Origin of the sequence: Micromonospora sp. WMMD736, from assembly GCF_049179015.1 — a bacterium.
GTDB lineage: Bacteria > Actinomycetota > Actinomycetes > Mycobacteriales > Micromonosporaceae > Micromonospora.
This window is the reverse complement of sequence record NZ_JBMHMI010000001.1, coordinates 5100823-5126905: the sequence shown is the minus strand read 5'-3', so window position 1 is coordinate 5126905 and position 26083 is coordinate 5100823. Positions and strand designations below refer to the sequence as shown.

Sequence of the window (26083 nt, the reverse complement as noted above, 5' to 3'; positions counted from 1 at the left end):
CAACACGTTACGGATTTGTTTCCAGGTGAGACTAGTGCACCGGGGCAACTATTAAGAATATTGGACTCCCACCCTGCAACCGGAGGACAGATGGCCCGCGTGAAGGTTTCGCCCGATCGCTGGGCCGCAGGGCGGCATCCCACCCGCCTGCTAGCAACCGCGCTCGCGCTCGGGCTGCTCGCGACGCTCGCCGTCGCACCGGCCCTCGCCGGCACGGCGGCAGCGCACACCCATCCGGTCGCCGCCGTGACGGAGTCGGCGCCCGAACCGGATCCGGAGACCACTCCGGCGCAGGAGCCCACCCCGACCGTCGACCCGGGCGGCGACCCCGCACCGACCGACCCGGCCCCACCGACCACCGCGCCGCCACCGGAGACGACGCCACCGGCGCCACCGCCGACCACCGCGCCGCCACCACCGGCCACCAGCGCCCCCGCCCCGGGCGGCGCCACCCGGGGACCGACGCTCGGGCCACCCCCACCCGGTGTCCCACCGGTCAACCCGCCCCCGCCGGGCGGCACGCAGGCGCCGCCGAGCCCGCTGGGCGTGCAGGTGACCACCGAGGACGTCGCCCTCTCGGAGGCGTACTGGAACGCGCCCAGCACGACCACCACGCTGCGCGTCACCGTGGCCAACACCGGCACGGCCACGCAGCGGGTCCGGCTGTCGTACACCCTGCCGCCCGGAGTGAGCGACGCCGGCACGAACGGTTGCGTCGAAGAGGGTGGCGGCACGTACCGCTGCGGGGCGTGGACGACCGACGCGGGCACCCGGTTCAGCAGCCTGATCCGGCTACGGGTCGCCGGCGCCGCCTGGGAGCGGATGCCCCTCAGCGGCACCGTGCGGGTCGTCGCGGACGTGCCGGGTACGCCCGGCGAGGTGGCCGACGACCAGGGCTTCGCGGTGCTGTTCCCGCCCGGCCCGCCGGTGCCCGGGATCTCGCTGGCCGCCGACGAGGTCGCGTTCGACATCAGCGGCGCGCAGAGCACCCTCGCGGTGCGGCTGGGCAATGCCGGCACGGTGGACGCCACCGGGCTGGTGGAGGTGGTCCTGCCGTCCGGGGTGAGCGCGCCCGCCCCACCGGCGGGCTGCGTGGCGCTCGACGCGTCCCGTACCCGGTGCGACGCCGGTCTGCTGTCCGCGGGCGAGACCCGTGAGCTGCGGCTACCGGTGGAGGCGACGCCACAGGCCCAGCGGGAGGCGCCGCTGTCCGGGGCGGTGATCGGTCAACTCGACCCACGCAACGGCGCGACCCGGCGGTTGCAGATGAGTTTCCGGATCACCGCGGCGGCGGCGCTGGCCACGCCGGTCGTCTCGCCGCCCGCGCCGACCGGCTCCCAGGGCGTACTGCCGGCGGGCGCCACCACCGACGACGGCATGACCTCGGTCCAGCGCACCGCGGTCATCCTGGTCGCGGTCTCCGCGCTGCTGGTGGTGCTGGCCCTCACGTTGGCCACCACCTCGCTGCGTCGCCGGTTCGGCGGCTCGACGGCCGAGCCCACGCCCCCGCCCACGGACTGATCGATCGACGACCCTGGCCATCACCGCTCGGGGTCGTCCCGGGCCGACATACGGTGATCTGAATTACGGCGGGCGGTACGAAACCCCGCATTACACCGCAATTTCGGCGTTGATCCGGTCCCAGTCGGCGGACCTCCGGGGAGGCCCGGGGGTCCGTTCGACGTAGGCTCTGGGTGGGGAACGACAGCGCTTGCGAGCCCGCAGTCGCGAACGAAGGTGGCACAGTGACCAAGCAGATCCGTCAACTCGACCGGGTGGTCATCCGGTTCGCCGGTGACTCCGGCGACGGCATGCAGTTGACCGGCGACCGGTTCACCTCGGAGACGGCGCAGCTCGGCAACGACATCTCCACGCTGCCGAACTTCCCCGCCGAGATCCGGGCTCCCGCCGGCACACTGCCGGGCGTGTCGAGCTTCCAGGTGCACTTCGCCGACTACGACATCCTCACCCCGGGTGACGCGCCCAACGTGCTGGTGGCGATGAACCCGGCCGCTCTCAAGGCCAACCTGGTCGACCTACCCCGCGGCGCGGACATCATCGTCAACACCGATGAGTTCACCAAGCGCAACCTGGCCAAGGTCGGCTACCAGAGCAGCCCGCTCGACGACGACTCGCTGGCCGGGTACGTCGTGCACCCGGTGGCGCTGACCTCGATGACGGTCGGCGCGCTGGCCGAACACCAGGTGTCCAAGAAGGACGCCGAACGGTCCAAGAACATGTTCGCCCTCGGCCTGCTCTCGTGGATGTACTCCCGGCCGTACGAGTCGACCCTGCGCTTCCTGGAGACCAAGTTCGCCAAGCGTCCGGAGTTGGTCGCCGCGAACGTCGCCGCCTTCAAGGCCGGCTGGAACTTCGGCGAGACCACCGAGGACTTCGCGGTCCGCTACGAGGTCAAGCCGGCGAAGATGCAGCCGGGCACCTACCGCAACATCACCGGCAACGCGGCGCTGTCGCTGGGGCTGGTCGCCGCCGGGGTCCGCTCGGGGCTGCCGGTCTTCCTCGGCGCGTACCCGATCACGCCCGCCTCGGACATCCTGCACGAGCTGAGCAAGCACAAGCGCTTCGGCGTGCTGACCATGCAGGCCGAGGACGAGATCGCGGCGGTCGGCGCGGCGCTGGGCGCCTCCTACGGCGGTTCGCTCGGCGTGACCACCACGAGCGGTCCGGGTGTGGCGCTCAAGAGCGAGACGATCTCCCTCGCGGTGGCGCTGGAGCTCCCGCTGGTGATCGTGGACGTGCAGCGGGCCGGCCCGTCGACCGGCATGCCCACCAAGACCGAGCAGGCCGACCTGAACATGGCGCTGTACGGCCGGCACGGCGAGGCGCCCGTCGCGGTGATCGCGCCCCGATCGCCGTCGGACTGCTTCTTCGCCGCGCTGGAGGCGGCCCGGATCGCGCTGACCTACCGCACGCCGGTGATCCTGCTGTCGGACAACTACGTGGCGAACGGCTCCGAGCCGTGGCTGCTGCCCGACGTCGAGTCGCTGCCCGACCTGCGCGTCGAATTCGCCACCGCGCCCAACGGCGAGGACGGCACCACCTTCCTGCCGTACCTGCGCGATCCGGAGACCCTGGCCCGCCCGTGGGCCATCCCCGGCACCCCCGGTCTGGAGCACCGGATCGGCGGTCTGGAGAAGGCCGACAAGACCGGCGACATCTCGTACGACCCGGCCAACCACGACTTCATGGTCCGCACCCGGGCCGCCCGGATCGAGACGATCCCGGTACCGGACATCGAGGTGGAGGACCCGGACGGCGACGCCCGCGTGCTGGTGCTCGGCTGGGGCTCGACGTACGGGCCGATCGGCGCGGCCTGCCGTGGCGTCCGCCAGCGCGGCCTCTCCATCGCCCAGGCGCACCTGCGGCACCTGGCCCCGATGCCGGCGAACCTCGGCGAGGTGCTCCGCTCCTACGACAAGGTGGTCATTCCGGAGATGAACCTGGGCCAGCTCGCCCACGTCATCCGGGCCCGCTACCTGGTCGACGCGATCAGCTACAACCAGGTCCGCGGCCTGCCGTTCACGGCCGCCGAGCTGGAGACGACGCTGGAAGAGGTCCTGAAGAATGTCTGAGCCCGTCGCCCTCAAGCTCACCGCCAAGGACTTCAAGTCCGACCAGGAGGTGCGCTGGTGCCCCGGCTGCGGTGACTACGCCATCTTGGCGGCCATCCAGCAGTTCATGCCGGAGCTGAACATCCCCCGCGAGCGGACCGTGTTCGTCTCCGGAATCGGTTGTTCGTCGCGCTTCCCGTACTACATGAACACGTACGGGATGCACTCGATCCACGGTCGCGCGCCGGCGATCGCGACCGGTCTGTCGGTGTCCCGTCCAGACCTGTCGGTCTGGGTGGTCACCGGCGACGGCGACGCGCTCTCCATCGGCGGCAACCATCTGATCCACGCGCTGCGGCGCAACGTCAACCTCAAGATCCTGCTGTTCAACAACCGGATCTACGGGTTGACCAAGGGGCAGTACTCGCCCACGTCCGAGGTCGGCAAGATCACCAAGTCGACGCCGGCCGGCTCGGCGGACGCGCCGTTCAACCCGCTCTCGCTCGCCCTGGGCGCGGAGGCCAGCTTCGTCGGCCGCACCATCGACTCGGACCGCAAGCACCTCCAGTCGGTGCTGCGGGCCGCCGCCGAGCACCAGGGCTCGGCGTTCGTGGAGATCTACCAGAACTGCAACATCTTCAACGACGGGGCGTTCGAGCAGCTCAAGGACCCGTCCACCCGGGACGACTACCTGATCCGCCTGGAGCACGGCCAGCCGATCACCTTCGGGGCGGACGGTCGGTTCTGCGTGGTGCACCCGCCGGGCGCGTTCGGGCTGGAGGTCCGGGAGACCAGCTCCGTACGCCCCGAGGAGATCGTCGTACACGATGCCACGGTGGCCGACCCGGCGTACGCGTTCGCGCTGTCCCGGCTGCCCGGCCTGGACCTGCGCAACACGCCGATCGGGGTGTTCCGCTCGGTGGACCGGCCGTCCTACGACAGCGTGGTGCAGGAGCAGTTAGCCACCGCGAAGGCGAAGGTCACCGAAACCCCCGAGCAGCAGCTCGCGGGCCTGCTGGGCAGTGGCGACACCTGGACGATCCTCTGACCCGTCCGACCTGAAACGAGAGCGGCCGCCCCGATCCGGGGCGGCCGCTCTCGTCGTGTCAGGTGCCGTCTCAGCGCTGCGCCGAGGCCGGCGTCCACAGGTTGTCGATCTCCTTCTCGGCCGCCGTGCGGCTGGCCTCGTGCAGGGGGATCAGCTCGGCCATCGCCGGCACGGTGGGCGCCAGGGTCAGTTCCGTGCTGATGAAACGCGGCTCCAGGCCGGTCATCGACAGGCCGTGCGGGAGCCACTGCTCTGCATGGTCCCAGCCGTGCCGCGGGGTGCCCTCGCCGTAGCCGCCGCCCCGGGTGGCCACCACCACGAACTCACGACCGGTGAGCAGGCCCTCCTGCGTCTCCGGGTCGTACGTGAGGCCGGCGACGATCAGGTGGTCGACCCAGGACTTGACGCTGCTCGGTACGCCGTAGTTGTAGAGCGGCAGCCCGAGCAGGACCACGTCGGCCTGCTTCACCTCGTCGACGACGCGCAGGCTGAGCTCCCACGACGCGCGCTGGGCGGGGGTGTGCTGGTCCGGCGGCGTCATTCGCGCGAGCCCGCCTTCGGAGTCCAGGTGCGGCAGCGGCTCGGCGCCCAGGTCGCGGTAGGTCACGGTGCCGTCGGGGTGCGCGGCACGCCAGGCCGCGGCGGCCCGCGCGGTGAGCTGCCGGCTGACCGACCAGTCGCCCCGGATGCTCGAATCGATATGTAGCAGGTTCATGATTCCTCCTCCAAGGATCGTCTGTGTTGCACCAACTATTTATAGCAGGCAGATGTTCCGGGGCGTCGGTAGACTGGGTCACATGTCCGCCCTGCCGCTGGATCCCTCGGAGCACCGCTCGGGTGCCCTGCTGGACCATCTGGCGCGGCGGATGCGCCTGCGGGCGGAGTCGGTGCTCGCGCCGCTGGGCCTGCGCCCCCGGCACCTGGTCGCGCTCACGGTGCTGCGCGCGGGCGACGGCATCAGTCAGCAGGCGCTCGCGAGCACCCTCGAGATGGACAGCACCAACATCGTGGGGCTGCTCAATGACCTGGAGGCCAAGGAACTCATCGAGCGGCGGCGCTCACCGCAGGACCGTCGACGGCACGTCGTCGAACTCACCGAAGACGGGGTAAAACGCCTCAAAGAGGCAGAATGCGCCCTCGCGGGGGCCGAGGACGAGGTGCTGGGAGCGCTCGAACCGGCCGAGCGGGAGACGCTCTACAACCTGCTGCGGCGGGCGGCCACCACGACGCCGATCGCCTGCACCGGGGCCCTCAGCGAGGTGGACGCGGACGCCTGCTGACGCGCCGCGTCAGACGGTGGCCGTGGACTGCGGGCGGTCGTCGCGGACGTGCACCAGCATGTCGCCAGTCTCGATCACCGCGCCGGCCTTGTCGGCCAGGGTGACCACCTTGCCCCGTCGCACCAGGGCGATCACCAGTGAGTCCAGCTCGCGCGGTGAACGGCCGACCTCGTCCCGCTCCGCCGAGCGCATCGCCAACGCCATCCCCTGCCCCGGAGTGAGTAGATCCTCCACGACGTCGATCAGCGGCGGCGCCGAGGTCGACAGACCGAGCAGCCGGCCGGCGGTCGCCGAGGAGACGATCACGTGGTGCGCGCCGCTCTGCTTGAGCAGCGGGGCGTTCTCCGCCTCGCGGGCGGCCGCGATGATCCGGACCTGACCGGCGGTGAGTTGCCGAACGGTCAACGCCACCAGCACCGAGGCGTCGTCGCTGTCCGTCGCGATGATCACTGCTTTCGCGTGCTTGACGTGCGCCTCGTTCAACACCGACGAACGGGTCGCCGAGCCCTCGATCGCCACCAACCCCGCCGAGGTGGCCTGCCGCAGGGCGGCGCTGCTGCGCTCCACCACCACGATCCTGGACCGGTCCAGGCCGTTCTCCATCAGGGCGTTGACCGCGCTGCGACCCTTGGTGCCGTAGCCACAGATGATGACGTGGTCCTTCACGGTTCTCCTCCACCGCGACAGGCGACGGCCGGTCCGGTACTGCTCGGTCAGGACTTCCAGGGTGGTGCCGACCAGGATGATCAGGAAGAGCACCCGGGCCGGCGTGACGAACAGGACGTTGACCAGCCGGGCCGACGGCGCGGCGGGGGTGATGTCCCCGTAGCCGGTGGTGGAGAGCGAGACCACCGCGTAGTAGAAACAGTCGAGCAGGGTGAGGCCGTCCTCGTTGACGTCGCGGTAGCCGTCCCGATCCAGGTAGACCGCCGCCACCACGGCGAAGACCAGCGCAAGGGCGGCCGCGAGCCGCAGGCTCAGCGCGCTCAGCGGGCCCCGGCGCTGCGCGGGAAAATGGATCACCGTCGAACCTGCTCCGCCGCCGTCGCCTGCACGTCCACAACATAGCGGGTACGGCGCGGTTCGCACGTCCGGGTCGCTCGCGGGCAACCGACACCGGCCTCACGCCCGACTACAGGACGACAACGACGAACCGGTGCGGACCGGCAGACGGAGCGGGCACGACCCTCGTGAACAGCGAGGGGCACCGCGCACACCCACCTGCGCTGATGACACCCCGGGGCCCGCGCCGAACGAGCGGCGCGGGCCCGCATGGGTCGGCCCGGACGGCCGGGAACAGGCATGATGAGAATGTTCCCGACGACGACCGCGAGAGCGAGGTCCGCATGTCGCTGCTACGACGAGTCATCGGCGGGGTGCTGCGCCGGCTGCGCCAGAGCCAGGGCCGCACACTGCGCGAGGTCGCCGAGGCGGCCGGGGTCTCCGTGCCCTACCTGTCGGAGGTCGAGCGCGGACGCAAGGAGGCCTCGTCGGAGGTCCTGGCGGCGATCTGCCGGGCGCTCGGCATCCAACTCTCCGACCTGCTCGAAGCGGCCCGCGACGACCTGCGCCGGGTCGAGCGGCGCATCCCCGCCGCGCCCCGGGCCGCGCTGGCCCGGCTGGAGCAGGTGCCCGCCCCACGCAACGAGACCGGCCCCGCGCTCCGAATCGGCTTTCAGCCCGGTGGGGCGACGCCACCCGTGGCCGTCGTCGGGGCCCCCGCACCGCAACCGGCCGGACCGGTGCTGCGGCTGGGCGGGCCGATCCTGCACGTCGGCGGTCCAGCCTCGCCCGTCGGGTCGACCGTCGGAGGCGCTGGGCTGCGGGTCCGACTGATCGCCTCCGCGCCGGCCGGGTGCCCCGGTCCGCGTACCTCCAAGATGCTGGCCTGCCGCCGGGCCCGGACGGGCCGGCGGCGGCTGACCCGCGTGTAGGTCGGCGGGGTTCTGCCCTGGGCCGATCTGCCGGCGGCAGAAACCCTGGGCCGCGCCCGCCGCCGCGCGCACGCTGAAGGAGCCGGCTCCCCGGGCGGTTCCGCCGCCCGCCGGCACCGCGGAAGGCGGCGACACATGATCGGGTACGACGTGCGGATGCTGGACAGCGGTCAGCCGACCTTCGGTGACCAGGTGTTCGAGCGGCTGCTGCGGGAGCGGATCGTCTTCCTCGGCACCGAGGTGACCGACGAGTCGGCAAACCAGATCTGCGCGCAGATCCTGCTGCTCGCGGCCGAGGACGCCGACCGCGACATCTACCTCTACATCAACTCGCCGGGCGGCTCGGTGAGCGCGGGGATGGCGGTCTACGACACGATGCGCTACGTCCGCAACGACGTGGCGACGCTGGCGCTCGGCTTCGCCGGCTCGATGGGACAGTTTCTGCTCTGCGCCGGCGCGGCCGGCAAGCGGTACGCGCTGCCGCACTCGCGGATCATGATGCACCAGCCGTCCGGCGGGATGGGCGGAACCGCCGCCGACATCACCATTCAGGCCGAGAACATGCTGCACGTGAAGCGGACGATGCAGGAGCTCATCGCCGAGCACAGTGGGCGAACCCTCGACGAGATCCAGCGCGACTGGGACCGGGATCGTTGGTTCACCGCCGAGCAGGCCCGGGAGTACGGCATCGTCGACCGGGTGCTCACCCACGCCGAACAACTGCCGGCGGACTGACCCACCGTGTCGGCCGGGCCCCCCAGAGTGGACCTTGTTGGTTAGGGTCGCGTCTATGCGTCGACTGATCCCTGTCCTCTCGATTGCCCTCGCCGCCGCCCTCGTGGCCGGCTGCGACACCACTTCCGGCGACACCGGAGGGTCCGGCCCGGCCGCGGCCCCCACCACGCCCAAGCTCGAACCGACCGCCGCCGTCCGGCAGGCCATGGACCGCAGTCTCGCCGGCACGGTCACCATGGACGCCTCGGTCAAGGCCGGCGGCCAGTCGATCAGCCTCAGCGGCAAGGTCGACCCCGCCGCCAAGGCGATCCACGTCACCGGCACCGCCCCGGAGCCGGTCGAGGCCCGGCTGATCGGCGATGTCGCCTACATCAAGTCGGACTCGCTCGACGGCGAGAAGCCCTGGATGAAGATCGATCTCAACAAGCTCCGGCCGACCAGCTCGCTGCGCCAGTCGTTCGACCTGAAGGCACAGACCGGCCTCATCGGGGGCATCGTGACCGCCCAGGAGGTCAGCCCCGGCCGCTACAGCGGCACCGCCGATCTGAACAAGGCCGCCGAGACCGCCAGCAGCGACGGCGGCATGCGCGAGGGCCTCGAGTCGACCGCCAAGCTGGCGAAGGACCCCAAGGCCATCCCCTTCGAGGCGACCGTCGACGCCGACGGCCGACTCACCGCCCTGTCCTACACGGTCGCCACGAAGAGCCTCGGTGACCTCGTCACCAACATGAAGATGAGCGGCTTCGGCGAGAAGGTCACCGTGACCGCCCCGCCGGCCGCCGACACCGAGGCCGCCTCCGCCGAGATGTACAAGTTCCTCTGACCCCTACGACGACGAGGTGCCCTCCGGGACGACCCGGAGGGCAACGTTTGCTTGCCGGCTCTCCTGCGCCCGTGACTCTCGCGGCGCTGTCCCCAGGGAGGATCCATGTTCGCCGCTTACGTGACCGTCACCATCATCGCCTCGGTGTTCACCGCCATCGCCGCGGTCACCTACCTGATCGGCCACGACTACCCCAAGGCCCAGGCGGACATGAAGCGGGTGCCACACTCCTGGCTGCCCGTGCTGGGCACGCTGCTGGCCGCCGGCTCGGTAGGGCTGCTGGCCGGCTTCGCCGTACCGCTGCTGGGGACGCTCGCGGCCACGGGACTGGTGCTGTACTTCGTCGGAGCGCTGATCGCACACCTGCGCGTGGGGTCCCGCAAACTCGTGGGATGGGCGATCTTCTTCGTCACCGTGCTGGCCGCGCTGGTGGTGAACCTGGCCTACCACCGGTGACCGTCGAGGCGCCCTCCCGGTACGATCGCGAGCCTGTTCGCACTGCTGAGAGTAGGTTCCGTCAATGGCATGCCGGATCGGTGAGATCGTGCTCAAGTGCCGCGACCTCGAGGTGCTGGCACGGTTCTGGTGCGAGGTCCTCGACTTCGTGGAACTCGACCGCGAGGAGGGGGTCTACATCGAGGTAGGCCCACGCGAAGGGTTCGGCGGCCCGCAACCGACGATCTTCCTCATCCGCGACGACGAGCCGAAGAACGGCCCCGCCCGCCTGCACATCGACGTCAACCCGACCGACCGCGACCAGGCCGCCGAACTCGAACGCCTGCTGGCCGCCGGGGCCAGGCCGATCGACATCGGTCAGCCTGCGGACGCGTCCTGGCACGTCCTCGCCGATCCGGAAGGCAACGAGTTCTGCCTGCTGAAGCGCCGCCTCGACCCACTGTGACGGGGGTCGCGCGCGAGTTCTTCGCGGTCGAGGGCCGGAAGCTCTCCTATCTGGACTTCGGTGGTCCGGGCGCCCCGCTCCTGGTCCTGCACGGGCACTACAACGAGGCGTCGGCATTCGCGCCACTGGCCGAGGCGCTGACGCCGCAGTGGCGGGTGATCGCGCTCGACCAGCGCGGCCACGGAGCATCAGACCGTGCCAAGAGCTACGAGCGTGACGACTACGTTGCCGATGTCGCCGCGTTCCACCAGCATCTGGAGGTCGGCCCGGTGGCGGTGCTGGGCCATTCACTCGGCGGAGTGAACGCCTACCAGTACGCCGGGCGGTACCCGGACCAGGTCAGCGCGCTGATCGTCGAGGACATCGGCGCGGTCGTGGACGTCGACTGGTCGTTCACGACCAGCCTCCCCCGCCACGCGCCGTCGCGCGATGCGCTGGCCGCAGCCCTTGGTGCAGCGGCGCCCTACCTGGAATGCTCCCTCCGCCAGTCCGAGGACGGCTGGGGCTTCTCATTCGACATCGACGACACGGTGGCATCCCAGAAAGCACTCAGCGGCGACCACTGGACGGACTGGATCTCGGTGAGCTGCCCGACTCTTCTGATTCGTGGAACGCGCAGCGATGAACTGGCGGCCGGCCACGCTCGTGAGATGATCGCCCGTCGCGACGGCCAGGCTCGTCTGATCGAGCTGCCCGCCGGTCACGTGGTGCATCACGACGCTCAAGCGCAATTCGCCGCCGCTGTTCGCGCCTTCTTGTCCGGGTCCAGCTGAGGCAGGGGCGTTGTCAGTACTGCTTGATCTTGGCGCGATCCCACTACGAGCGGCCCGCTTCAGCTGATGCGCGAGCCCCAGGAGGCGGACAGGGTGCGTTGATCAGGCTGTGACCTGGTGCCCCCGGCAGGATTCGAACCTGCGACACACGGTTTAGGAAACCGATGCTCTATCCCCTGAGCTACGAGGGCGCGAGGGCCTAGTCTAGCGACCTGGGGGTTCACCTGGGGTGGCAGGGAGTGGCCCACGTTCGCCCGCGTCACCCGGACTGTCGTTCGCCCAGCCCAGGACCACAGCTCGAGCACACGAACCCCGGTTTGCGACCGGCGGTCGGCGGCGGTGACCCGCGTTGGCACCGGTTCACCCGGGTTGGCATCCGCTGGAGAGCAATGGGGAGTCGAGGAGGTGGTGGATGGTGCGGCCGAGGGTGTAGACGGTGGTGCGCTGGTCGATGACGCCGCCGCGGACGAATTCTTCGGGAGCCATGTAGCGGCGGCATCCGGGGAGGCGGCCTGTGCCGAGGGTGAACGGCCCGGGCCGGTACTCGTCGAGGTCGATCAGGCGGAGTCGGCGGGCGTGGAAGTCGTAGAGGAAGCAGCCGTCGTAGAGGTCGACCGCGACATATCCGGCGACGGTTACGGCCAGGTGTGCGTCGAGGATGGTGTTGATGGCTGTTTCAACGTCGGGCAAGGGTAGTTGCTGAAACCGGTGCAGTGCGCTGCGGTCCGAACCGTCAACGGTGGCGTGGTTAAGCACGCTGCCGTCATGCCATGGGTAGACCAGCGTCGGCCCGTCGAGGACCTGCTCGGGGCGCACGATCGCCGGGTGCTGGACCGCGGCGTGGAACTGGGCGGCTCGCAGCAAGGAACGGCGACTGGGCGCGGTGGTGGCTGTCTTGACGAACCAGCGGCGCCCGGACGCCTCGACGCCGTAGGAGACGCACCCGGAGTCCTGGGCGTCGAAGATCGCGAACGCAGAGTCCAGGGATAGTTCCACGCAGGGAGAGTAAGGCAGGTAGGCGCACGCCCTTCAGGGGTGGAGAATCCTGTCGTAGTCTTCGTCGCTCCAGCCGTCGGTGTTGTGCTTTCGAAGGCTGCCCGCGACGCGCGTCAGCATCAGCACGTCGCCGTTGAGAGTCAGGGCCGCATCCTCGGCCGTGCCGGCGAGGATCCTGGCCACCGTCGCCAGCATCTGGGGTTTACCCCTGTCGACCAGGGTGTCCTTGCGGATGTAGAAGTTGACATCGACGTAGGGCTCGGGCTCCCACTCCCACAGAGCACCACCGTCGTCCTCGGCGCTGCAGTAGCCGCGCCGGCCGCCGGTGACGTCCACGACGTACCCGTGCTCGTCGTTCAGGTCGCCGCTGAGCATCCTGCCGCCGGACGCCGTGGACGTTTCGACCGCTCCGGGAGCAGCAAGCTGCGCCAGCTGCTCGAGTGGGATGTCGCCAGCCAGCGTCAACCGGTACTCGACAGCCATCCGCGTCCCTTCGTTAGCCTCGCCGGATGATCTGAACGATCACACCTCGATGGGCTTCCGCGGCCATGTCGTTTCGACAGGGACATGCGGTCTGGACGAACTGCCGCCGGTGCACAGCGAGGGTAGGTGCCTCCGCCTGGGTGAGCCGAACTCGGCCTGTTCGGATTTGATGACGTGCACGCGCCGCGGTGGATAGGGAGCGCTCGGCGCTGGGGACCTCAAGTTGTCCTTCGTCGTGAGCCAGTCTACCGGCGGGCGTACCCGGGTACGGACCACCGGTCAGAGCAGGGCGATCAGCATTCCGGCCACGGCGAGCCCGATGGCGGCGAATCCGACCCGGACCAACTGATACTTCCGCATCGCTGTCCGGCCAGTCCAGGCCAGCTCGGCCAAGAGCACGTCGAGCGGCGCGGCGGCGCTGTCGCGCAGCGCGGCGGACAACTGACTCAAATCGTCGGTCAGCCGGCTCACATCGCCGAAATAGGTGACCCGGTCTGTGCATGCCCGCCCGAGCCACGGATAGGCGGCCACGCCGAAAGCAGCCGAAGCCGTAGCCCAGAAGACACAGGCCAACCACCAACTGAGCCGACTCAGCCGGTCGAGTTCCTCGGGCCGCCAGGTTCCCTGAGCCAACGACGAGGACCAGAGCACAGCCATCGCCCCTCCTACGGCAAGGCCCTGCAGGGCCTTGCCGTCTGCCCGGCGAAGCTCCTCGCGCGCCTGACTCAGGAGCCGATCCGCCGCGCGGACCAACTGTTCCTCTTCAGGGTCGGTGCTGGGCGCGGCAGTTGCCGTCGCCCTTGCCGCACCATCGAACCTTCGGGTCCGTCCGCTTCTGCGCGCCATACGGCCCACTCTCGCTGGCTGAAGACCGAGCGGCGACGCCGATGTCGTGCCAAGAAGTGTGTCAAATGGCTAACTGGGCCTGAGCGGAAACGCGCACTGATAAGTCGGGCGGCCAACGTGACCGACCCGACGGACGACGATTGCACGATTCGCGGTGCCCTAGGGTGGGAACACCTCACGTCATCGAACACGCGGGAGCGCCATGCACAAGAAGGCGACACATCCGAATTCCTTCCTGACGGCGCTGGAGCCCGAGGTCCGCCAGTCGCTTGAGTCTCTCGGCGCTCGACTGTCCTACCAACCTCGAAGCACCCTCTTCCACCAGGGTGATCCGTCCCGACACGTGGTGCTCATCCTGGACGGTTGGGTGAAGGTCACCTCTACGTCCCGCACCGGCGAAGAAGCGCTTCTGGCCCTCCGAGGGCCGGGAGACATACTCGGGGAATTGGCGGCAATTGATGGCGGCTCTCGGTCTGCAGCTGCCCATGTGCTGTTGCAGATAACAGCAATCGTCATTGACGGGGAGCGGTTTGTCGGATTCTTGACAAAACATCCTCCCATCGCTCTTGCGCTCCTCCGTCATATTTCCCGGAACCTGCGGGAATCCGATCGCCACCGGTTGGAATACGTCTCCACGAGCAGTTCGGCACGGATCGCAGCTCGTCTTCTCGAACTGGCGGCCCGGCACGGCACCCACACTCCTGACGGGGTGGTCATCGACCTGCCGCTGTCACAGCGGGAACTGGCCACCGCCGCTGCCACCTCCCGGGAGGTGGCAGCCCGTACGCTGCGGGCGCTCCGCGAACGTGACGTGGTGCAAACCAGCCGCCAGCGGATAGTGGTGGTGCGACCGGAGGTGTTGCGGTCTCTCTGCCGCTCTGTGCCAACGGACACATAGAGACTGTGATCGACGAACACGTCAGCCCGCACGCGCTCGTACACGCTGCTGCCATGGGCTCGACCAGCCACGGACTCCGACGCTTCACCGACCGCCGGCCCGCCACCGGACGGGTGACCGACGCGCGGCCATCTCCGCCGCCGCAAACCGACCGGGACCGATATCCCCGGATGTGGCAGATCCTCAGCGCGGCAGGCCGCCGCCGCCCGCTGACCGGCGGCGCCACGCTGCCATCCCCGGACCAGCGAACCGGTGCCATCACGCTCGTCGTGGAGGGTGCGGTGAAGGAGGTGGGCCTAGCCGAGAACGGCACCACCGCGACCCTCACCGTCCGGCCGGCGGGCAGCATTGTCAGCCACTTCGGCGATCCCACCGCGGTCCGGCGGTCGGTGGTGGCGGTGCTGCCCTCCCTCCTGGTGACGGTCTCGACTTCACAGGTGTCCGCAGTGGTACGCGATCACTCCTGGCTCGCGGCACCGCTGCTGGACAGCATCGGCTGCCAGACCGCAGAGGCGGATCACCGGCTACTCGACCACCTCGCCTACGACGCACCAGAGCGGGTCCGACGGTCCCTGCTCCACCTGGCGCACCTGTTTCGGGGGGCACCCGGCTCCACCGTCGTACCCCTGGCTCAGCAGGACCTGGCCGACCTGGCGGGGGTCTCCCGCGAGGCCACGGCACGGGAGCTGCGCCGATTGCGCGAATCAGGAGCCGTTCGCACCGGCCGCTCCCGGATTGTGGTGCTGCGGACCGACCTGATCGCCAGCGAAGCCTGACCATTCCGGCGGACCGGGAGCGTTCTGTGTCTCCGTACACAGAACGTCAAACAAATCCCCACTAAGAGTGAATGGCACTGGATCGCGGGAGGCGTCATGAATTTTCAACCGTTCCATCACACCGTCGTGGCCACCGACGTAGTCGGTTCCAGCATCCGGCACGACCAGCTTCAGCTCAAGATGCGCACCGACCTGCTCGACCTACTCGGCCGGGCGCTACGGCGACAGGGCCTGAACATCGACGGGCTCACGCCAGCGGACCTTGGTGACGGCTTCCGGCTGCACGCGCCATCGAGCGTCTCCCCCCTGTCCATGGTCAGCCCGTTCCTGCATAACCTCGCGACCGAACTGCGGGTGCACCGGCAGTCCGCCAACGAACGTTCCCGCCTCCGGCTGCGGCTGGCGATCCACATGGGACTGTTGAACCGCGAGGACAGCGGTGGGCTGTCCGGTGTGACGCTGAGCGAATGCGCCCGGCTGCTCGACGCGCCGGCCGCGCGGGAGCTGATCGCCGACGCACCCGATGCCGACCTGGTCGTGGTCGTTTCGGACGCGGTCTTCGAGGCGGTGGTGCGGCAGGGCTACGGACCGGCCCCGGAGGACTTCCAGCGAATTCCGGTGGTGGTGAAGGAGACCAGCACCCACGCTTGGGCGTACCTGGCGGGGCGACCCGACACCGGACGGCCGATCGGCGCCCAGCCCGGGGATCGGCACACCGCGGACGGCGGGCCGGACCGGACGGATACGGGCGGCCCGCCGGCCGGTGTCGTCCTCAACTCCGCACGCGCCTGGATCCACAACGGTGGCCGAAGTTGGGCTGACGCCGGATCGAGGGCTACCGACCATGACGAGTGACCCGACTTCCCTGCCTCCGGGCGGGACGGCGATCGCGGTGGACCGGTACCTCTGCTCGCACGCCCACCTGTCACCGTCGTTCGCCCGCTACGTGGTCACGGAATTGGGCGCGCCCAGCCTGCGGTCCACGGGACAGTCCTTTGGGGTCGATCTCATCGCGCTGGTTCGGCACGCCACCGCCGCATACCGGCGGGCAATGTGGATGCGAGTACTCCTGTCGGCCGACCTCGCCGGCCTGGTCATGGCGGTGCTGCTACTCCTCGTTTCCGGCAGCCTGCCCTACGGCGACGCGGTCGGCGGCTTCGCGGTGGTCGCCGTCATGACCGGTCTAGTCCTGCCGTACGCGGTCATCCTGGCCAGCATGCTCGACGCGCACCGGTATGCGCAGCGGATCAACTCCGCCGGTGCCGATCTGCGCGACCTCGTCCGCCCGGTCGACCCTCGGCTGGAACGACGGCTCGGTGAGGTGATGACCGGCAACGTGGTGGTGTTCCGGGGCGGTTTCCCGTTCGGCAGCTGCGGCCTTCCGTTGGGCAGCTGGTCGATCGACGTGGATGCCACGAAGCCAGCTCTGGACCCGGCCGGCAACCCTCGGCAGGTCATGCCCTTCGACCCCGTCGACCTGCATCGGGAGCTGACCCGGACGGTGCGCGCGGCCGGCATCCCCGACCTGCGCGTGCACAACCGACTCTTCGTCGGTGGGACCGGGCTGGCGGCGGTTCCGACCCTGCTCCCCGATCCGATGGACCGGCCCGCGGCCCGGGTCAGCCCGCAAGCGCTCCGGCTGGGCATCGCCCGGCCGCGACCCGATGTCCGCACCTATCTGTGCATGGAGAAGGTGTCCTGGAACGGCGAGTTGGTGGTCAGTCTCTTCGTCCGGGCTGGGCTGGTCGCCGGGGACCTTTTCGTCGAGGGGCACGCCTTCGTGCTGCTGCCGGTCCGGGCCGAAATGTGCGGGCTGGACCGGTTGGCCCGCAACACCCGCGAGATTCTCTGGTACGCCGCGCGGGACACCTTCCGGTCGGCCTGGCGCCAGCTCGGACGCAGCCCGCTCGACCTGCTGCGGATCGGGATGCTGCACCTCGCCCGGTCCCGCGCGCTGGCTGTCGATCGAAGGCGGGTCCTCCGTGCCCAGATCCTCGACCGGGGCGCGGACACGAGCATCCGCGCCCTGGTCGCCGACCGGAACCGTATCTACCTCTTCGCGCTCTCGGACGAGGAATCGATCCTCAACGCCCTGCGCCGGCGGATGCTCAGCGGTGTCGAGCAGTTCCTGGACAAGCACGGAGTGGACACCACCCAGTTCACCCAGCAGAAGTTGAACATCGTCAACACCAACTACAACATCGGGACCGCCCTGGCCAATGCCATGGCCATCGGCACCAACGCGGTCGTCGGCCCCACCGGGCAAACGCAGCCCGCCGCAGCGGGCACCGCTGGCGCACCCCCCGCCGGCTCCGTACCGGCCGACCCACCGTGGGCGGGCACCCCGTGACCCCTCCAACCGAGCAGGAGACCGAGATGAGCACCTACAACGTCGGGCAGGCGAACGCGAATGCCCTGGCCATCGGCGACAACGCGCAGGCCACCAACGACTCCAGCCCAGGTGACCCGTTGGACCGGCTGGCCGCTGCGGTCCGGGCGGAACGCGATGCGCTGACGCATCCCGAACTTGTCGAGAGGGCTCTTCGACAGCTGCGCGTACTGCTCGTGGACGACCCGGATTCGGTCGAGCTCCAGCCCCTGCTGGGCCTCGTCGTGAGCAACGCACAGCAGGCGCCGGCGGTGTTGGCCGCCGCTGCGGGACTACGCCGACCGGAGCCAGCATGACGAGGCCCACAGCCGCCACACCCGCACCGTTCGGCAAGCGGGTGGCGGACGCCCGCCACTATCTGACGGAGTTGACCGACGACCTGTCGCTCTCGCACCAGATGGCCTTCTCCGATGGCATCGGCCTACTCCGGTTGCTGCTCGACCGGCTGCAGGAGATGCCTGTGGACCTCACTGGCACCCCCGCCGCAGCCAACCGGATCGGTGCTCTACTCACGATGGTGGAACTCTGTTGGATCCGAGTCGGCGGCGCCGGGCATCGGCAGCAACTGAGGCTCGTCACGGCGCTCAACCAGGACATCCGAGACAGCGGGCGAAGCCTCGAGGAGTTGCTCCGGCTCGCGGACCCCGAGGGCGAACCCCGCACTCGACGATTCCGGCTGCTCGTCGAAACACAGCAGCGTGCGCTCGGTCAGACGGCCGACCGGGTGGATTCGCAGGTCGAACGGCTGGAGGAGGCGCTCCGCCGAAGCCGCGGCACCGACGAGCGGTTGAAGCAGATGAGCGCCGAGCACGAGCTGAGGACTGCCGATCTCCAGGAAACCCTCGACGAGCGGGTCGCAGAGCTGCTGCACCAGGAACGCGCCGCATACGACCAGGAACTGAAGCGCGTCGGCAAGCTACGCGAGGAGGCCCGGCGGCTAAGCGCCGACCTGCAGGTACATCGGGCAAACCTATGTACAGACGACGGCACCCGGGACCGGGAGCGCCGGCAGGCGGACCGGTGGCGTCATGTAGGGATTGGTTTCGGCCTTCTTGGACTTGTCGTCCTGGTCGCCGGCGCGCTCGCCCACCGGAACGCTCCGCATTGGCCCACGCTTGTCGCCTCGCTCGGCATCACCACGACCGCCACCTATCTGATGGCGCTCTGCCTGCGCGAGTCAGCTGGGCACCGGGCCCATGAACGGCAGCTCGGCGTGGACCAGCACTACCTCGCCAAGCTCATCCTCGCGGTTGGTGAAACTGACCCCGAGAAACGCTCGGACCTGATGGAACAGCTGTTTCGGAAGCTCATGGACGGCGACGTGCGCCTCCGGTCCGCCGACGCGCCCTCCCCCGAGGAGCAGCCCGTCTTCTTTGCCCTGCTCGCCCAGCTCCTGACCGCACTCGCCGACAAGGGCGCCAACAGCACCAGCCCGGAGCTCGGCACCGGCCCTCGCACCTGACCGAAAACAAGGACGGAGACAACCAATGCCTGATCAGGGAATCTTGCTCCCCTTCTACCTCGTCGTCGACGTGTCCTGGTCGATGAAAGGAGACAAGCTCGAGGCGGCCCGCGAGATTTTGCCGACTGTCGCGAACACGCTCGCGAAGAACCCGATCCTCAACGACAAGGTCAGGTTCAGCCTCATCGACTTTGCCGACGAGGCGCAGGTTCTCGTGCCGCTTTGCGACCTGTCTCAGCAGGGCACACTGCCCAGCCTGGAGCTCCGCGGCGGTACCAGCTACGCGGAAGCGTTCCGTACCCTCCGTGAACAGATCTTCAAAGATGTGACCCAGTTGCGCGGCGACGGCTATCGGGTGCACCGCCCGGCCGTCTTCTTCATCAGCGACGGCGAGCCGCTCGACGACTGGCACGACGCCTTTTCGGCCCTCACGGAGTACGACCGGGAGGCAGGGACGGGATTCCGCTGGTATCCGGTGCTCGTCCCCTGCGGGGTGGACACCGCCGATCGAGACGTTCTACGGAAACTCGTCTACCCGCCGCAGAAGAGCAAGCTCTACATGATGCGAACCGGCGCTGACGCCGCCGGGGCGATCCGGGCGATGACCGAGGTGCTGATCTCCTCGGTGCTGGCCTCCGGTCAGAGCATCGCCCGCGGCGACTCCGGACTCATCCTGCCAGGTCCCGGTGACGTGCCGGCCGACCTGGACGTCGAAGACGACTGGCTCGACTGACGATGGAGCAGCCGAACAGCGCACAGCCGGCCGCTGTCACACCCGTCCCGGAGGGTGACGCCGCCGGCACCACCGGGAGGACCGCCAGCGGCGAGCAGGTCTGGTGGTCGGATCATCCCGAACGCCCCTACCCAATCCGAGGGGGGGCCGGGGATCGCGACGTCGACCCGGCCCCCGATCTGGGTCGGCGGGAGGAAGCACAGCGCGCGTCCGACGTCGCTCCCCAACCCGAGGAACGACGGATGAACGGGCAGCCCCGCAGCACGCCCTGGCCCGGGCAGGCAGTTGCGGGCGCCGGTCCGACCCGGGCTGCTCGGCGGCCGGAGGCCGGGGCCCCGATCGAGCCCCCGAAGAGCGCCCGGGAACCCGTGAGGCCAGCGGGCCACGAGCGGGTGGACGCGCCACCACCCGTACGGTTCTGGCGGATCGGTGACCCCGGGCGCTCCTTCACCGAGGTCCACCCACTGATCGGGGACGCGCTCGACGCTCCGGACACCATCCTGGACGGCGGTCAGGTCGGGCCGTTCTCCGTGTACGCGGCGAGCGTCCGCGGTCTGTCGCACCGGCAGGCCGGCACACCTCGGCAGGACGCCTACGGGGTGGGGGTGTCCAAGGACGGTCGATGGCTGGTGGTCACCGTCGCGGACGGTGTGTCCGCCGGCCGTCATTCACACCGTGCCGCACAGATGGTGGCCCGCCACGCCACCCGGCGAGTAGGGCGGATGATGGACGGACGGGATGAGGTGCCCAGCCGGACCGAGTGGTACGAGCTCTTCGAGGAGCTGTCCCGGCTGATCCTCGGCACCGGTGCGCAGAAGCTCAAGCTACCGCTGAACGAGGTGGCGGCGGTGATGGCGACCACCGCGACCATAGTGCTCTGCCCGACCGATGCGGTGGACGGCCAGCGACGGGTCCAGGTCGCCTGGCTGGGCGACTCGCCCGCCTGGATCATCGAGCCCGACCGGACGTGGTCCTGCCTCACTTCGGTGAAGGGAGCCGGTAGCGAGGTCAGCTCCTCGGCGGTCGTCGCCCTGCCTCAGCTGCCCGAGGATCCGGCGATGCTCTCCGTACGCGAGGAACTCGTCCCCGTCCAGGCCGTGCTGCTGGCGATGAGCGACGGGGTCGGGGACCCCCTTGGCGACGGCACGGGCCAGGTCGCGGCGGCGCTGACCCAGGCGTGGTCCGGGCCTCCGGCGTCGGCGTTGGACTTCGCGCTTCAGGTGGGCTTCGGCCGGAAGAGTTTCGACGACGATCGGACGGTGGTGGGTGTCTGGGACCCGGAGGGATTCCTGGCGTGAGCGGCAAACCCGAACCCACCACCGTCTCGGTCGCCGACCTGGGCACACGGCAACGGCTCAACTCGGGCGCCAACGGCACCATCCATCTGCTGCCAGGCATGCAGCTCGCGGGAGTGCCGGGCCCACTGGTGTTCAAGGAGTACAAGCTCCACTCGACGGCGGTGTCGCTGAGTGGTCTGCAGAACCTCGTGGCGGTCCGGCACCGGATGGAACCGCAGCGACGGGCCGTCTTCGACGAGTTGACGGTCTGGCCGCTGCGGGTGGTGATCGATGGTGGAACAGCAGCCGGCGTCCTGATGCGGTTGATCCCTGACGACTTCATGCAGGAGATCGCCTTGCCCTCCGGGAGCCGGGAGCGCATTCCACGGGAGGTACAGCACCTGATCTTCGACGCGGCTACCGCCCGCCGGAGAGAGATCGACGTGCCCGCCGACGGCGACGTGCGCTCCCGGATGGCCGTCTGCGCCCGAATGGCGTACGCGATGTCGCTGATGCACGGCGCCGACCTGGTCTACGGCGACCTCTCCGCTCGGAACGTGCTCTACGGGCTGCGGCCCAGGCCCACGGTGTTGCTTGTGGACTGCGACGCGGCCAGAGTGCGTGGCAGCGCGGCTGTAAACCGACAGTTGGACACCCCGGATTGGGAGCCGCCGGAACGGGCGGACGGCCCGATTCCCCAGAGCCAGGTGACCGACCGTTACAAGTTGGCCCTGTTCATCCTGCGCTGCCTAACCCCCGGTCGCGGTTCCTCGGTCAACCGGGACTGGTCGGTGGCCGCACCGGCACTCGGCCGGGCCGGCACCCAACTGCTGCGCGCCGCGCTGGATGGGCCCCCGAGGGACCGTCCCAAAGCGCGCGAGTGGCTGTTCCATCTGCGGGAGCGGCTCGGGGCTCCACTGATACCGCCAGCCCCGGCAGTCGTACCCGCACGAGCCCGGAAGGTGGTGACGACGGATGGTTGGCGACGGGACGCCGACGGTGTCTGGATTCCTGCCCGCTAACCAACCGCATCGGTGCGGGCTATGCGGGCTAGTCCTGGGCAACCGTTGGCAGGAAAGCCAGCTGGGCGAACGCTTCTGCCTGGCTCACGAAGACGCCCCGGCATGCCGGCTCTGCGCGGCGCCGATCTCCGGCGCTCCCACCGGGCACTACTGCGCAGGCTGCCGGGCCACCGCCATCGACTCGACCGCCGAGCTCCGCCGCTATCTACCGGAGGTCCGGGCCGAACTACACCGGATGGGAGTCCGGCTCGGCAACCCGGTACGGGTACGGTTGGGTGCGGGGACCGAAGGTGGCGGTGCCGGCACGGGACAGGGCGGATCGGTGACAGTCGGCGTCACTCACCTGCTCGACGGCACCCCCACCGGGATCACCATCCGCGCCGGACTGCCCCGGATGTCCTTCGGGTCGACAATCGCGCACGAAAGCCTGCACGTCTGGATCCATCAGCACCGGATCCCGCCGCTCGCTCCGCCAGTCGAGGAAGGGCTCTGCCAACTCGCCGCGGACGAGTGGTTGCGCCGGCAGTCGGATCCGCGGGCCGGGCTATTGCGACGGGCCATCGCAACTTCGCCGGATCCCGTCTACGGTGCCGGTTTCCGTGCGGCGCGCGACGCGCTCGGCGGACGTCGAGTGGGCGAGCTGCTTCGCTACGTCGGACGCTACGGGGTCCTACCATGATCTTGCCGCCCCCGCCCCGCTCGGGGCACGAACTCGTGGTCTTCCTCGTCGACGGCTCGGTGGTACATCAACCGTGGCTCGCGGCGGGCGTCGACGGGGTGGTCGCCGCCGCCCGACGTTCCCCTGCCGCCCCCAACCACGGCTTCGCCTGGGTGCTGCTGGACACGACGGTGCGCGGGCTGTGCGGGTGGCAGGGCCAGCTCTCGGGGCGCGCCCTTGCCGGCACCGCCCGGCGGCTGCTCACCGGTCCGGCCGCATCCCCGGCTGCCCTGGACGCCGGCCTCGCCGCGGCGTACCAGATGGCCCGGTCGTTCCTGGACCAACGGGATGACGGCCTGCCCGCGGCGGTGGACCTTTTGGCGGTATTGGGACCACACGGCGACTGCCGCGGTCCCGGGCACACCGAGGTCGCCAGCGACTACCGGGTCCAGTTGGCCATCGCCGGGTACGGCGAGCCGGGCCCCGCCCCCGACGGTCTCGATCACACCCGGATCTCCGGCCCGGATCTGGTTGCCGTTTGGACGGCGGCCCGCAGCCGGAACGCCGCTCGGCGACGTCCCCGCCTGGTGCTGGGGTGACTCGTGACAGATAAAACGATGCGGGTCGAAGTCGTGCGGACGGTCTCGGGGTCGGCCCGGCTGGTGTCGGCGGGCCTGCCCCGGCTACCCACACCCGGGGACGTGCTCGGGTACGACCCCACGGACGGGGACGCCGGAACCGCCCGGGTGTTCGAGCTGTCCGGGGAGCCAATCCGGGCCGCCCGGTTGACGTGGGTGCGCCAGGGCCGACATGGGTTGACCGAGCTGCACGCCCGGCTGGACCAGATGCCCGACCCGCACCCCGGCGCGTTCGGTGCCGTGCCAGCCTGGCAGGGGGCGGTGCGGGACGCCACGGGCCGGGAGCGGATCGCCCTGCTCGGCGTGGACCCGCACATCGACCACCCCTGCTCGCTGCACGACCTCCTCGACACGGAGCCGTCAAGGTATCTCGCCCGACCGTTCTGGGAACGGCTGCGACTGGCCGCTGACGTCGCTGCGGCCGTCGCCGCGCTCGGCGCGGTGCCGCTGGTTCACGGCGGGATCAGCACGGCAACCGTGCTGGTCGGCCAGGAGAGGTCGACGGCGGTACTGACCGGGGTCGACGAGGGAACGGTCGGTCAGTCGGGGACGACACGGCTGCCGATGCTCGACGGTCACCTCGCAGCGGAGTCGTACGACGGCTGCGGGGTGCATCCGGAGATGGCCGACTCGACCACCGACAGTTGGGCGCTCGCCGTCGTGCTCTACCACGTGCTCTTCGGCACACATCCGTACTGTCACCTGCCCGACCTCGCCCCGGCAACGCTCCGGGCGGCCCGGTCAAGGCCGCTCGGTCCGCCACCCGACCCGGCTTTCCGGGCCTACCGGGACTGGTGGCGGAGCGAATTCGCCGCTCTCCCGCCCATCGTGGCCGACCTGTTCCGTCAGGTGCTTGGCACGGGCTGGGCCGACCGACAGGCCCGTCCAACGGCAGCGCGGTGGGCGGCCGAGTTGGGACGCTGGGGCGGGCCACCCGAGGTCGACCTGTTCGAGGTGGACCGCTCGTACGTCGTGGCGGGCGAGCCCGTCACGTTGACCTGGCGGACCCGGCATGCGGAGCGCGTGCTCGTCGCCGCGCAGGGCCACGGTGTGGTGACGGGCGACACCAGCGGCTCGATCCAGCTCATCCCGACACGCAGCGGTCCGGCACGGCTGTGGGTGACCGGGCCGCTGGGCTCGGTGATGGCGACGTCCACCGCGGTTACCGTGCTGGCCGTACCGCCTTGGCGGGCTGCCGTCCCGCTGCCGCCCGTCTGTCAGGTGGCTGCTCCGGCTGCCGCAGTGGCCCGGCCAGACCTACGACCGGCCCGCCCCACCTCCCGCCCTGGAACCCCGCCAGACGTGCCGCGCTTCCGGATCGGTCGGGCACTGCGGTGCCCGATGCCGCCATCGCCGACCACCCCGTTCGTTCCCGATCCCAGGGAGGACTCGTGACCAACCGCATTTTCGTCTGGCTTGCCGCCGCCGACGCCGACATCCTCGACAGTTGCCCGAGCGAGCGGCACCGCTACCAAACGACCGGCGCGGCGGTGCTCGTCACCGCAGTCCTCGGCGCCGTCTCTGGGGCATTTGCCCTGAACACGGCGGTTGGGATACCGATGGGCTGGGCGGCGATGGGCGGCCTGTTCTGGGGCTTGGCCATCATGTCCATCGACCGGATGCTCATCGCGGGAGTGACCCGCCGCTCCACCGCCCGTGCCAACCTGGTCGCCGCCCTGCCCCGGCTTGCCCTGGCACTGCTGATCGGTACGGTGATCTCGACTCCGCTGGTTCTCCGAATATTTCAAGACGAGATCAACACCCAACTGGAGTTCAATCACCGGGTCGCGCGCGAGGCCTTCGCACGAGACATCGCCGAGGACCCTCGATTTACCGCGATTCCCGAGCTGACGATGCGGGCCGCCACGTTGCAATCCACCGTGGATGAAGTCGGCGGCGGCAGCGTCGACGACGACCCGACGGTGAAGCGGCTCAGCGCCGAGTACCAGCGAATCAACGCCGACTACGAGACCGCCGACAAGGCGGTGGTGTGCGAGAAGGAGGGCAGATGCGGTAGCCGAAAGCCCGGCGCAGGACCCGCATACCAGGAAAAGCTTGACCGCCGGAACCGACTCGCTACCGAGCGTGAGCAGGCGCGGGGCGCACTCGCCGCCGCTCGTGTCGACGCGCAGCGGACGCTCAACGGCGACCAGGCAAATGCCCGGGTGAGCGCCGCCGCCGAGCTGAAGACCGTACGCGAGGAACTGGAACGTTTAGGGGGACAGCGACGGTTCGAGGAGGCGGAATACTCCGCGCGGCTCAGCAACGACGATGGCCTGCTGGCCCGCATCGACGCCTTGGACGATCTGCGCGAGCGCGACGCGACGCTGGGCCTCGCCTACCTGGCGCTGATGCTGCTGGTTACCGCATTGGAGATGTTGCCCGTGCTGGCGAAACTGCTGGTGTTCCTCGGTCCGGTGACAACGTACGAGCGGATCCGCGAGCTACGGGAGGCGCGTGAGGTTCAACGCTCCCGAACCCAGAGCCTGATCCAGGAGGAGGAAGAAGACGCTCGCCTCCTCGCCGGAACCAGAGCTGCAACAGAGAAGGCTGAACGGGAGTCCCGCGCCCATATAGACCTTCACGGAATGCTGCTCGAGCGGTGGCTGCAGGAACAGCGAGATCTAATCGACCGGGATCCCACCCGCTATGTCGTCGGGTGACGGCCTCGGCCGACCGTCGGCTGCGGCCCCCTATGCCCGTGCAGCCCCTTCCTCCCAGGTGCCGCCAGGCATGAGCCGCGTCATAGCAGTCCAGCAAGTCGGCGGAAACGCACCCGCAGATGTCAAAGTTCTCCGCTTTCGCGCGGCGTGTCACCGCAGACATCCAACCGGCCGCT

28 protein-coding genes and 1 tRNA gene are annotated in these 26083 nt (G+C 69.7%); 23 read left to right on the top strand and 6 right to left on the bottom strand.

Annotated features, from left to right (window positions below; genetic code table 11):
• Nucleotides 1–90 precede the first annotated feature (90 nt).
• The 3 genes from ACN269_RS23045 to ACN269_RS23035 all read left to right on the top strand — a co-directional run bounded on the left by ACN269_RS23045 (nt 91) and on the right by ACN269_RS23035 (nt 4620).
• Nucleotides 91–1521: a hypothetical protein gene (locus tag ACN269_RS23045; RefSeq protein WP_421474372.1), complete on the top strand. Its 1431-nt coding sequence runs from the start codon at nt 91–93 to the stop codon at nt 1519–1521.
• 224 nt (nt 1522–1745) lie between these two features.
• Entirely contained in the window at nt 1746–3593 is a 1848-nt protein-coding gene (locus ACN269_RS23040; RefSeq protein ID WP_421474371.1) for a 2-oxoacid:acceptor oxidoreductase subunit alpha, read from the top strand.
• A complete protein-coding gene (locus ACN269_RS23035) occupies nt 3586–4620 on the top strand; it encodes a 2-oxoacid:ferredoxin oxidoreductase subunit beta (RefSeq protein ID WP_421474370.1) in 1035 nt (344 codons plus the stop codon). Before ACN269_RS23040 ends, ACN269_RS23035 begins: the two co-directional genes overlap by 8 nt.
• A gap of 70 nt (nt 4621–4690) precedes the next feature.
• On the opposite strand, the gene ACN269_RS23030 is transcribed toward ACN269_RS23035, so the two are convergent.
• Nucleotides 4691–5335 carry an FMN-dependent NADH-azoreductase gene (locus tag ACN269_RS23030; RefSeq protein ID WP_421474369.1) on the bottom strand — a complete coding sequence of 215 codons (645 nt, stop codon included), beginning with the start codon at nt 5333–5335 and terminating at the stop codon, nt 4691–4693.
• 82 nt (nt 5336–5417) lie between these two features.
• Here ACN269_RS23030 and ACN269_RS23025 point away from each other — a divergent pair, with 82 nt between their 5' ends.
• A complete protein-coding gene (locus ACN269_RS23025; protein ID WP_421474368.1) occupies nt 5418–5900 on the top strand; it encodes a MarR family winged helix-turn-helix transcriptional regulator in 483 nt (160 codons plus the stop codon).
• 9 nt (nt 5901–5909) lie between these two features.
• On the opposite strand, the gene ACN269_RS23020 is transcribed toward ACN269_RS23025, so the two are convergent.
• The gene (locus ACN269_RS23020; protein ID WP_421474367.1) at nt 5910–6923 is read right to left on the bottom strand and encodes a potassium channel family protein; all 1014 of its coding nucleotides are present in this window, start codon (nt 6921–6923) and stop codon (nt 5910–5912) included.
• 323 nt (nt 6924–7246) lie between these two features.
• On the opposite strand from ACN269_RS23020, the gene ACN269_RS23015 reads away from it, so the two are divergent.
• From ACN269_RS23015 to ACN269_RS22990, 6 genes are all read left to right on the top strand, one after another.
• Nucleotides 7247–7834 (top strand): helix-turn-helix domain-containing protein, encoded by a 588-nt coding sequence (locus tag ACN269_RS23015; protein ID WP_421474366.1) that lies wholly within the window; start codon nt 7247–7249, stop codon nt 7832–7834.
• A 135-nt stretch (nt 7835–7969) separates the two neighbouring features.
• Nucleotides 7970–8569 (top strand): ClpP family protease, encoded by a 600-nt coding sequence (locus ACN269_RS23010; protein ID WP_421474365.1) that lies wholly within the window; start codon nt 7970–7972, stop codon nt 8567–8569.
• A gap of 55 nt (nt 8570–8624) precedes the next feature.
• On the top strand, nt 8625–9392 hold the full coding sequence (locus ACN269_RS23005) for a hypothetical protein (protein ID WP_421474364.1): 768 nt from the start codon (nt 8625–8627) through the stop codon (nt 9390–9392).
• A gap of 105 nt (nt 9393–9497) precedes the next feature.
• On the top strand, nt 9498–9848 hold the full coding sequence (locus ACN269_RS23000; RefSeq protein WP_421474363.1) for a DoxX family protein: 351 nt from the start codon (nt 9498–9500) through the stop codon (nt 9846–9848).
• 64 nt (nt 9849–9912) lie between these two features.
• The gene (locus tag ACN269_RS22995; RefSeq protein WP_421474362.1) at nt 9913–10293 is read left to right on the top strand and encodes a VOC family protein; all 381 of its coding nucleotides are present in this window, start codon (nt 9913–9915) and stop codon (nt 10291–10293) included.
• Nucleotides 10290–11066 (top strand): alpha/beta fold hydrolase, encoded by a 777-nt coding sequence (locus tag ACN269_RS22990; protein WP_421474361.1) that lies wholly within the window; start codon nt 10290–10292, stop codon nt 11064–11066. The genes ACN269_RS22995 and ACN269_RS22990 overlap by 4 nt, the downstream gene beginning before the upstream one ends.
• Before the next feature lie 115 nt (nt 11067–11181).
• Here the strand turns inward: ACN269_RS22990 and ACN269_RS22985 are convergent.
• The 4 genes from ACN269_RS22985 to ACN269_RS22970 all read right to left on the bottom strand — a co-directional run bounded on the left by ACN269_RS22985 (nt 11182) and on the right by ACN269_RS22970 (nt 13202).
• Nucleotides 11182–11257 (bottom strand) — tRNA-Arg (locus tag ACN269_RS22985).
• A 169-nt stretch (nt 11258–11426) separates the two neighbouring features.
• Nucleotides 11427–12062, bottom strand: a complete 636-nt coding sequence (locus tag ACN269_RS22980) for a serine/threonine protein kinase (RefSeq protein ID WP_421474360.1) — start codon at nt 12060–12062, stop codon at nt 11427–11429.
• Nucleotides 12063–12095: 33 nt separating this feature from the next.
• Nucleotides 12096–12545 carry a SitI3 family protein gene (locus ACN269_RS22975; RefSeq protein ID WP_421474359.1) on the bottom strand — a complete coding sequence of 150 codons (450 nt, stop codon included), beginning with the start codon at nt 12543–12545 and terminating at the stop codon, nt 12096–12098.
• Nucleotides 12546–12824: 279 nt separating this feature from the next.
• Entirely contained in the window at nt 12825–13202 is a 378-nt protein-coding gene (locus tag ACN269_RS22970) for a Pycsar system effector family protein (RefSeq protein WP_421474358.1), read from the bottom strand.
• Between the two features lie 391 nt (nt 13203–13593).
• On the opposite strand from ACN269_RS22970, the gene ACN269_RS22965 reads away from it, so the two are divergent.
• The 13 genes from ACN269_RS22965 (at nt 13594) to ACN269_RS22905 (ending at nt 25907) form a co-directional block, all read left to right on the top strand.
• Nucleotides 13594–14289: a Crp/Fnr family transcriptional regulator gene (locus tag ACN269_RS22965; protein ID WP_421474357.1), complete on the top strand. Its 696-nt coding sequence runs from the start codon at nt 13594–13596 to the stop codon at nt 14287–14289.
• A gap of 53 nt (nt 14290–14342) precedes the next feature.
• Entirely contained in the window at nt 14343–15065 is a 723-nt protein-coding gene (locus ACN269_RS22960) for a Crp/Fnr family transcriptional regulator (protein WP_421474356.1), read from the top strand.
• Nucleotides 15066–15161: 96 nt separating this feature from the next.
• Nucleotides 15162–15920, top strand: a complete 759-nt coding sequence (locus ACN269_RS22955; RefSeq protein ID WP_421474355.1) for a hypothetical protein — start codon at nt 15162–15164, stop codon at nt 15918–15920.
• Nucleotides 15910–17415, top strand: coding sequence for a hypothetical protein (locus tag ACN269_RS22950; protein ID WP_421474354.1), 1506 nt, complete (start codon nt 15910–15912; stop codon nt 17413–17415). The genes ACN269_RS22955 and ACN269_RS22950 overlap by 11 nt, the downstream gene beginning before the upstream one ends.
• Nucleotides 17416–17441: 26 nt before the next feature.
• Nucleotides 17442–17750: a hypothetical protein gene (locus ACN269_RS22945; RefSeq protein WP_421474353.1), complete on the top strand. Its 309-nt coding sequence runs from the start codon at nt 17442–17444 to the stop codon at nt 17748–17750.
• The gene (locus ACN269_RS22940; RefSeq protein ID WP_421474352.1) at nt 17747–18916 is read left to right on the top strand and encodes a hypothetical protein; all 1170 of its coding nucleotides are present in this window, start codon (nt 17747–17749) and stop codon (nt 18914–18916) included. Before ACN269_RS22945 ends, ACN269_RS22940 begins: the two co-directional genes overlap by 4 nt.
• 25 nt (nt 18917–18941) lie before the next feature.
• Complete coding sequence (locus ACN269_RS22935) at nt 18942–19649, top strand: vWA domain-containing protein (RefSeq protein WP_421474351.1); 708 nt, start codon at nt 18942–18944, stop codon at nt 19647–19649.
• A gap of 368 nt (nt 19650–20017) precedes the next feature.
• Entirely contained in the window at nt 20018–20947 is a 930-nt protein-coding gene (locus tag ACN269_RS22930; RefSeq protein ID WP_421474350.1) for a protein phosphatase 2C domain-containing protein, read from the top strand.
• Nucleotides 20944–21948 carry a hypothetical protein gene (locus ACN269_RS22925; protein ID WP_421474349.1) on the top strand — a complete coding sequence of 335 codons (1005 nt, stop codon included), beginning with the start codon at nt 20944–20946 and terminating at the stop codon, nt 21946–21948. Before ACN269_RS22930 ends, ACN269_RS22925 begins: the two co-directional genes overlap by 4 nt.
• A 322-nt stretch (nt 21949–22270) precedes the next feature.
• A complete protein-coding gene (locus ACN269_RS22920; protein WP_421474348.1) occupies nt 22271–22627 on the top strand; it encodes a protein DA1 in 357 nt (118 codons plus the stop codon).
• Nucleotides 22624–23205 (top strand): hypothetical protein, encoded by a 582-nt coding sequence (locus tag ACN269_RS22915; protein ID WP_421474347.1) that lies wholly within the window; start codon nt 22624–22626, stop codon nt 23203–23205. Before ACN269_RS22920 ends, ACN269_RS22915 begins: the two co-directional genes overlap by 4 nt.
• Nucleotides 23206–23223: 18 nt before the next feature.
• Complete coding sequence (locus tag ACN269_RS22910; RefSeq protein ID WP_421474346.1) at nt 23224–24639, top strand: hypothetical protein; 1416 nt, start codon at nt 23224–23226, stop codon at nt 24637–24639.
• Entirely contained in the window at nt 24636–25907 is a 1272-nt protein-coding gene (locus ACN269_RS22905; protein ID WP_421474345.1) for a DUF4407 domain-containing protein, read from the top strand. Before ACN269_RS22910 ends, ACN269_RS22905 begins: the two co-directional genes overlap by 4 nt.
• Nucleotides 25908–26083: the final 176 nt, after the last annotated feature.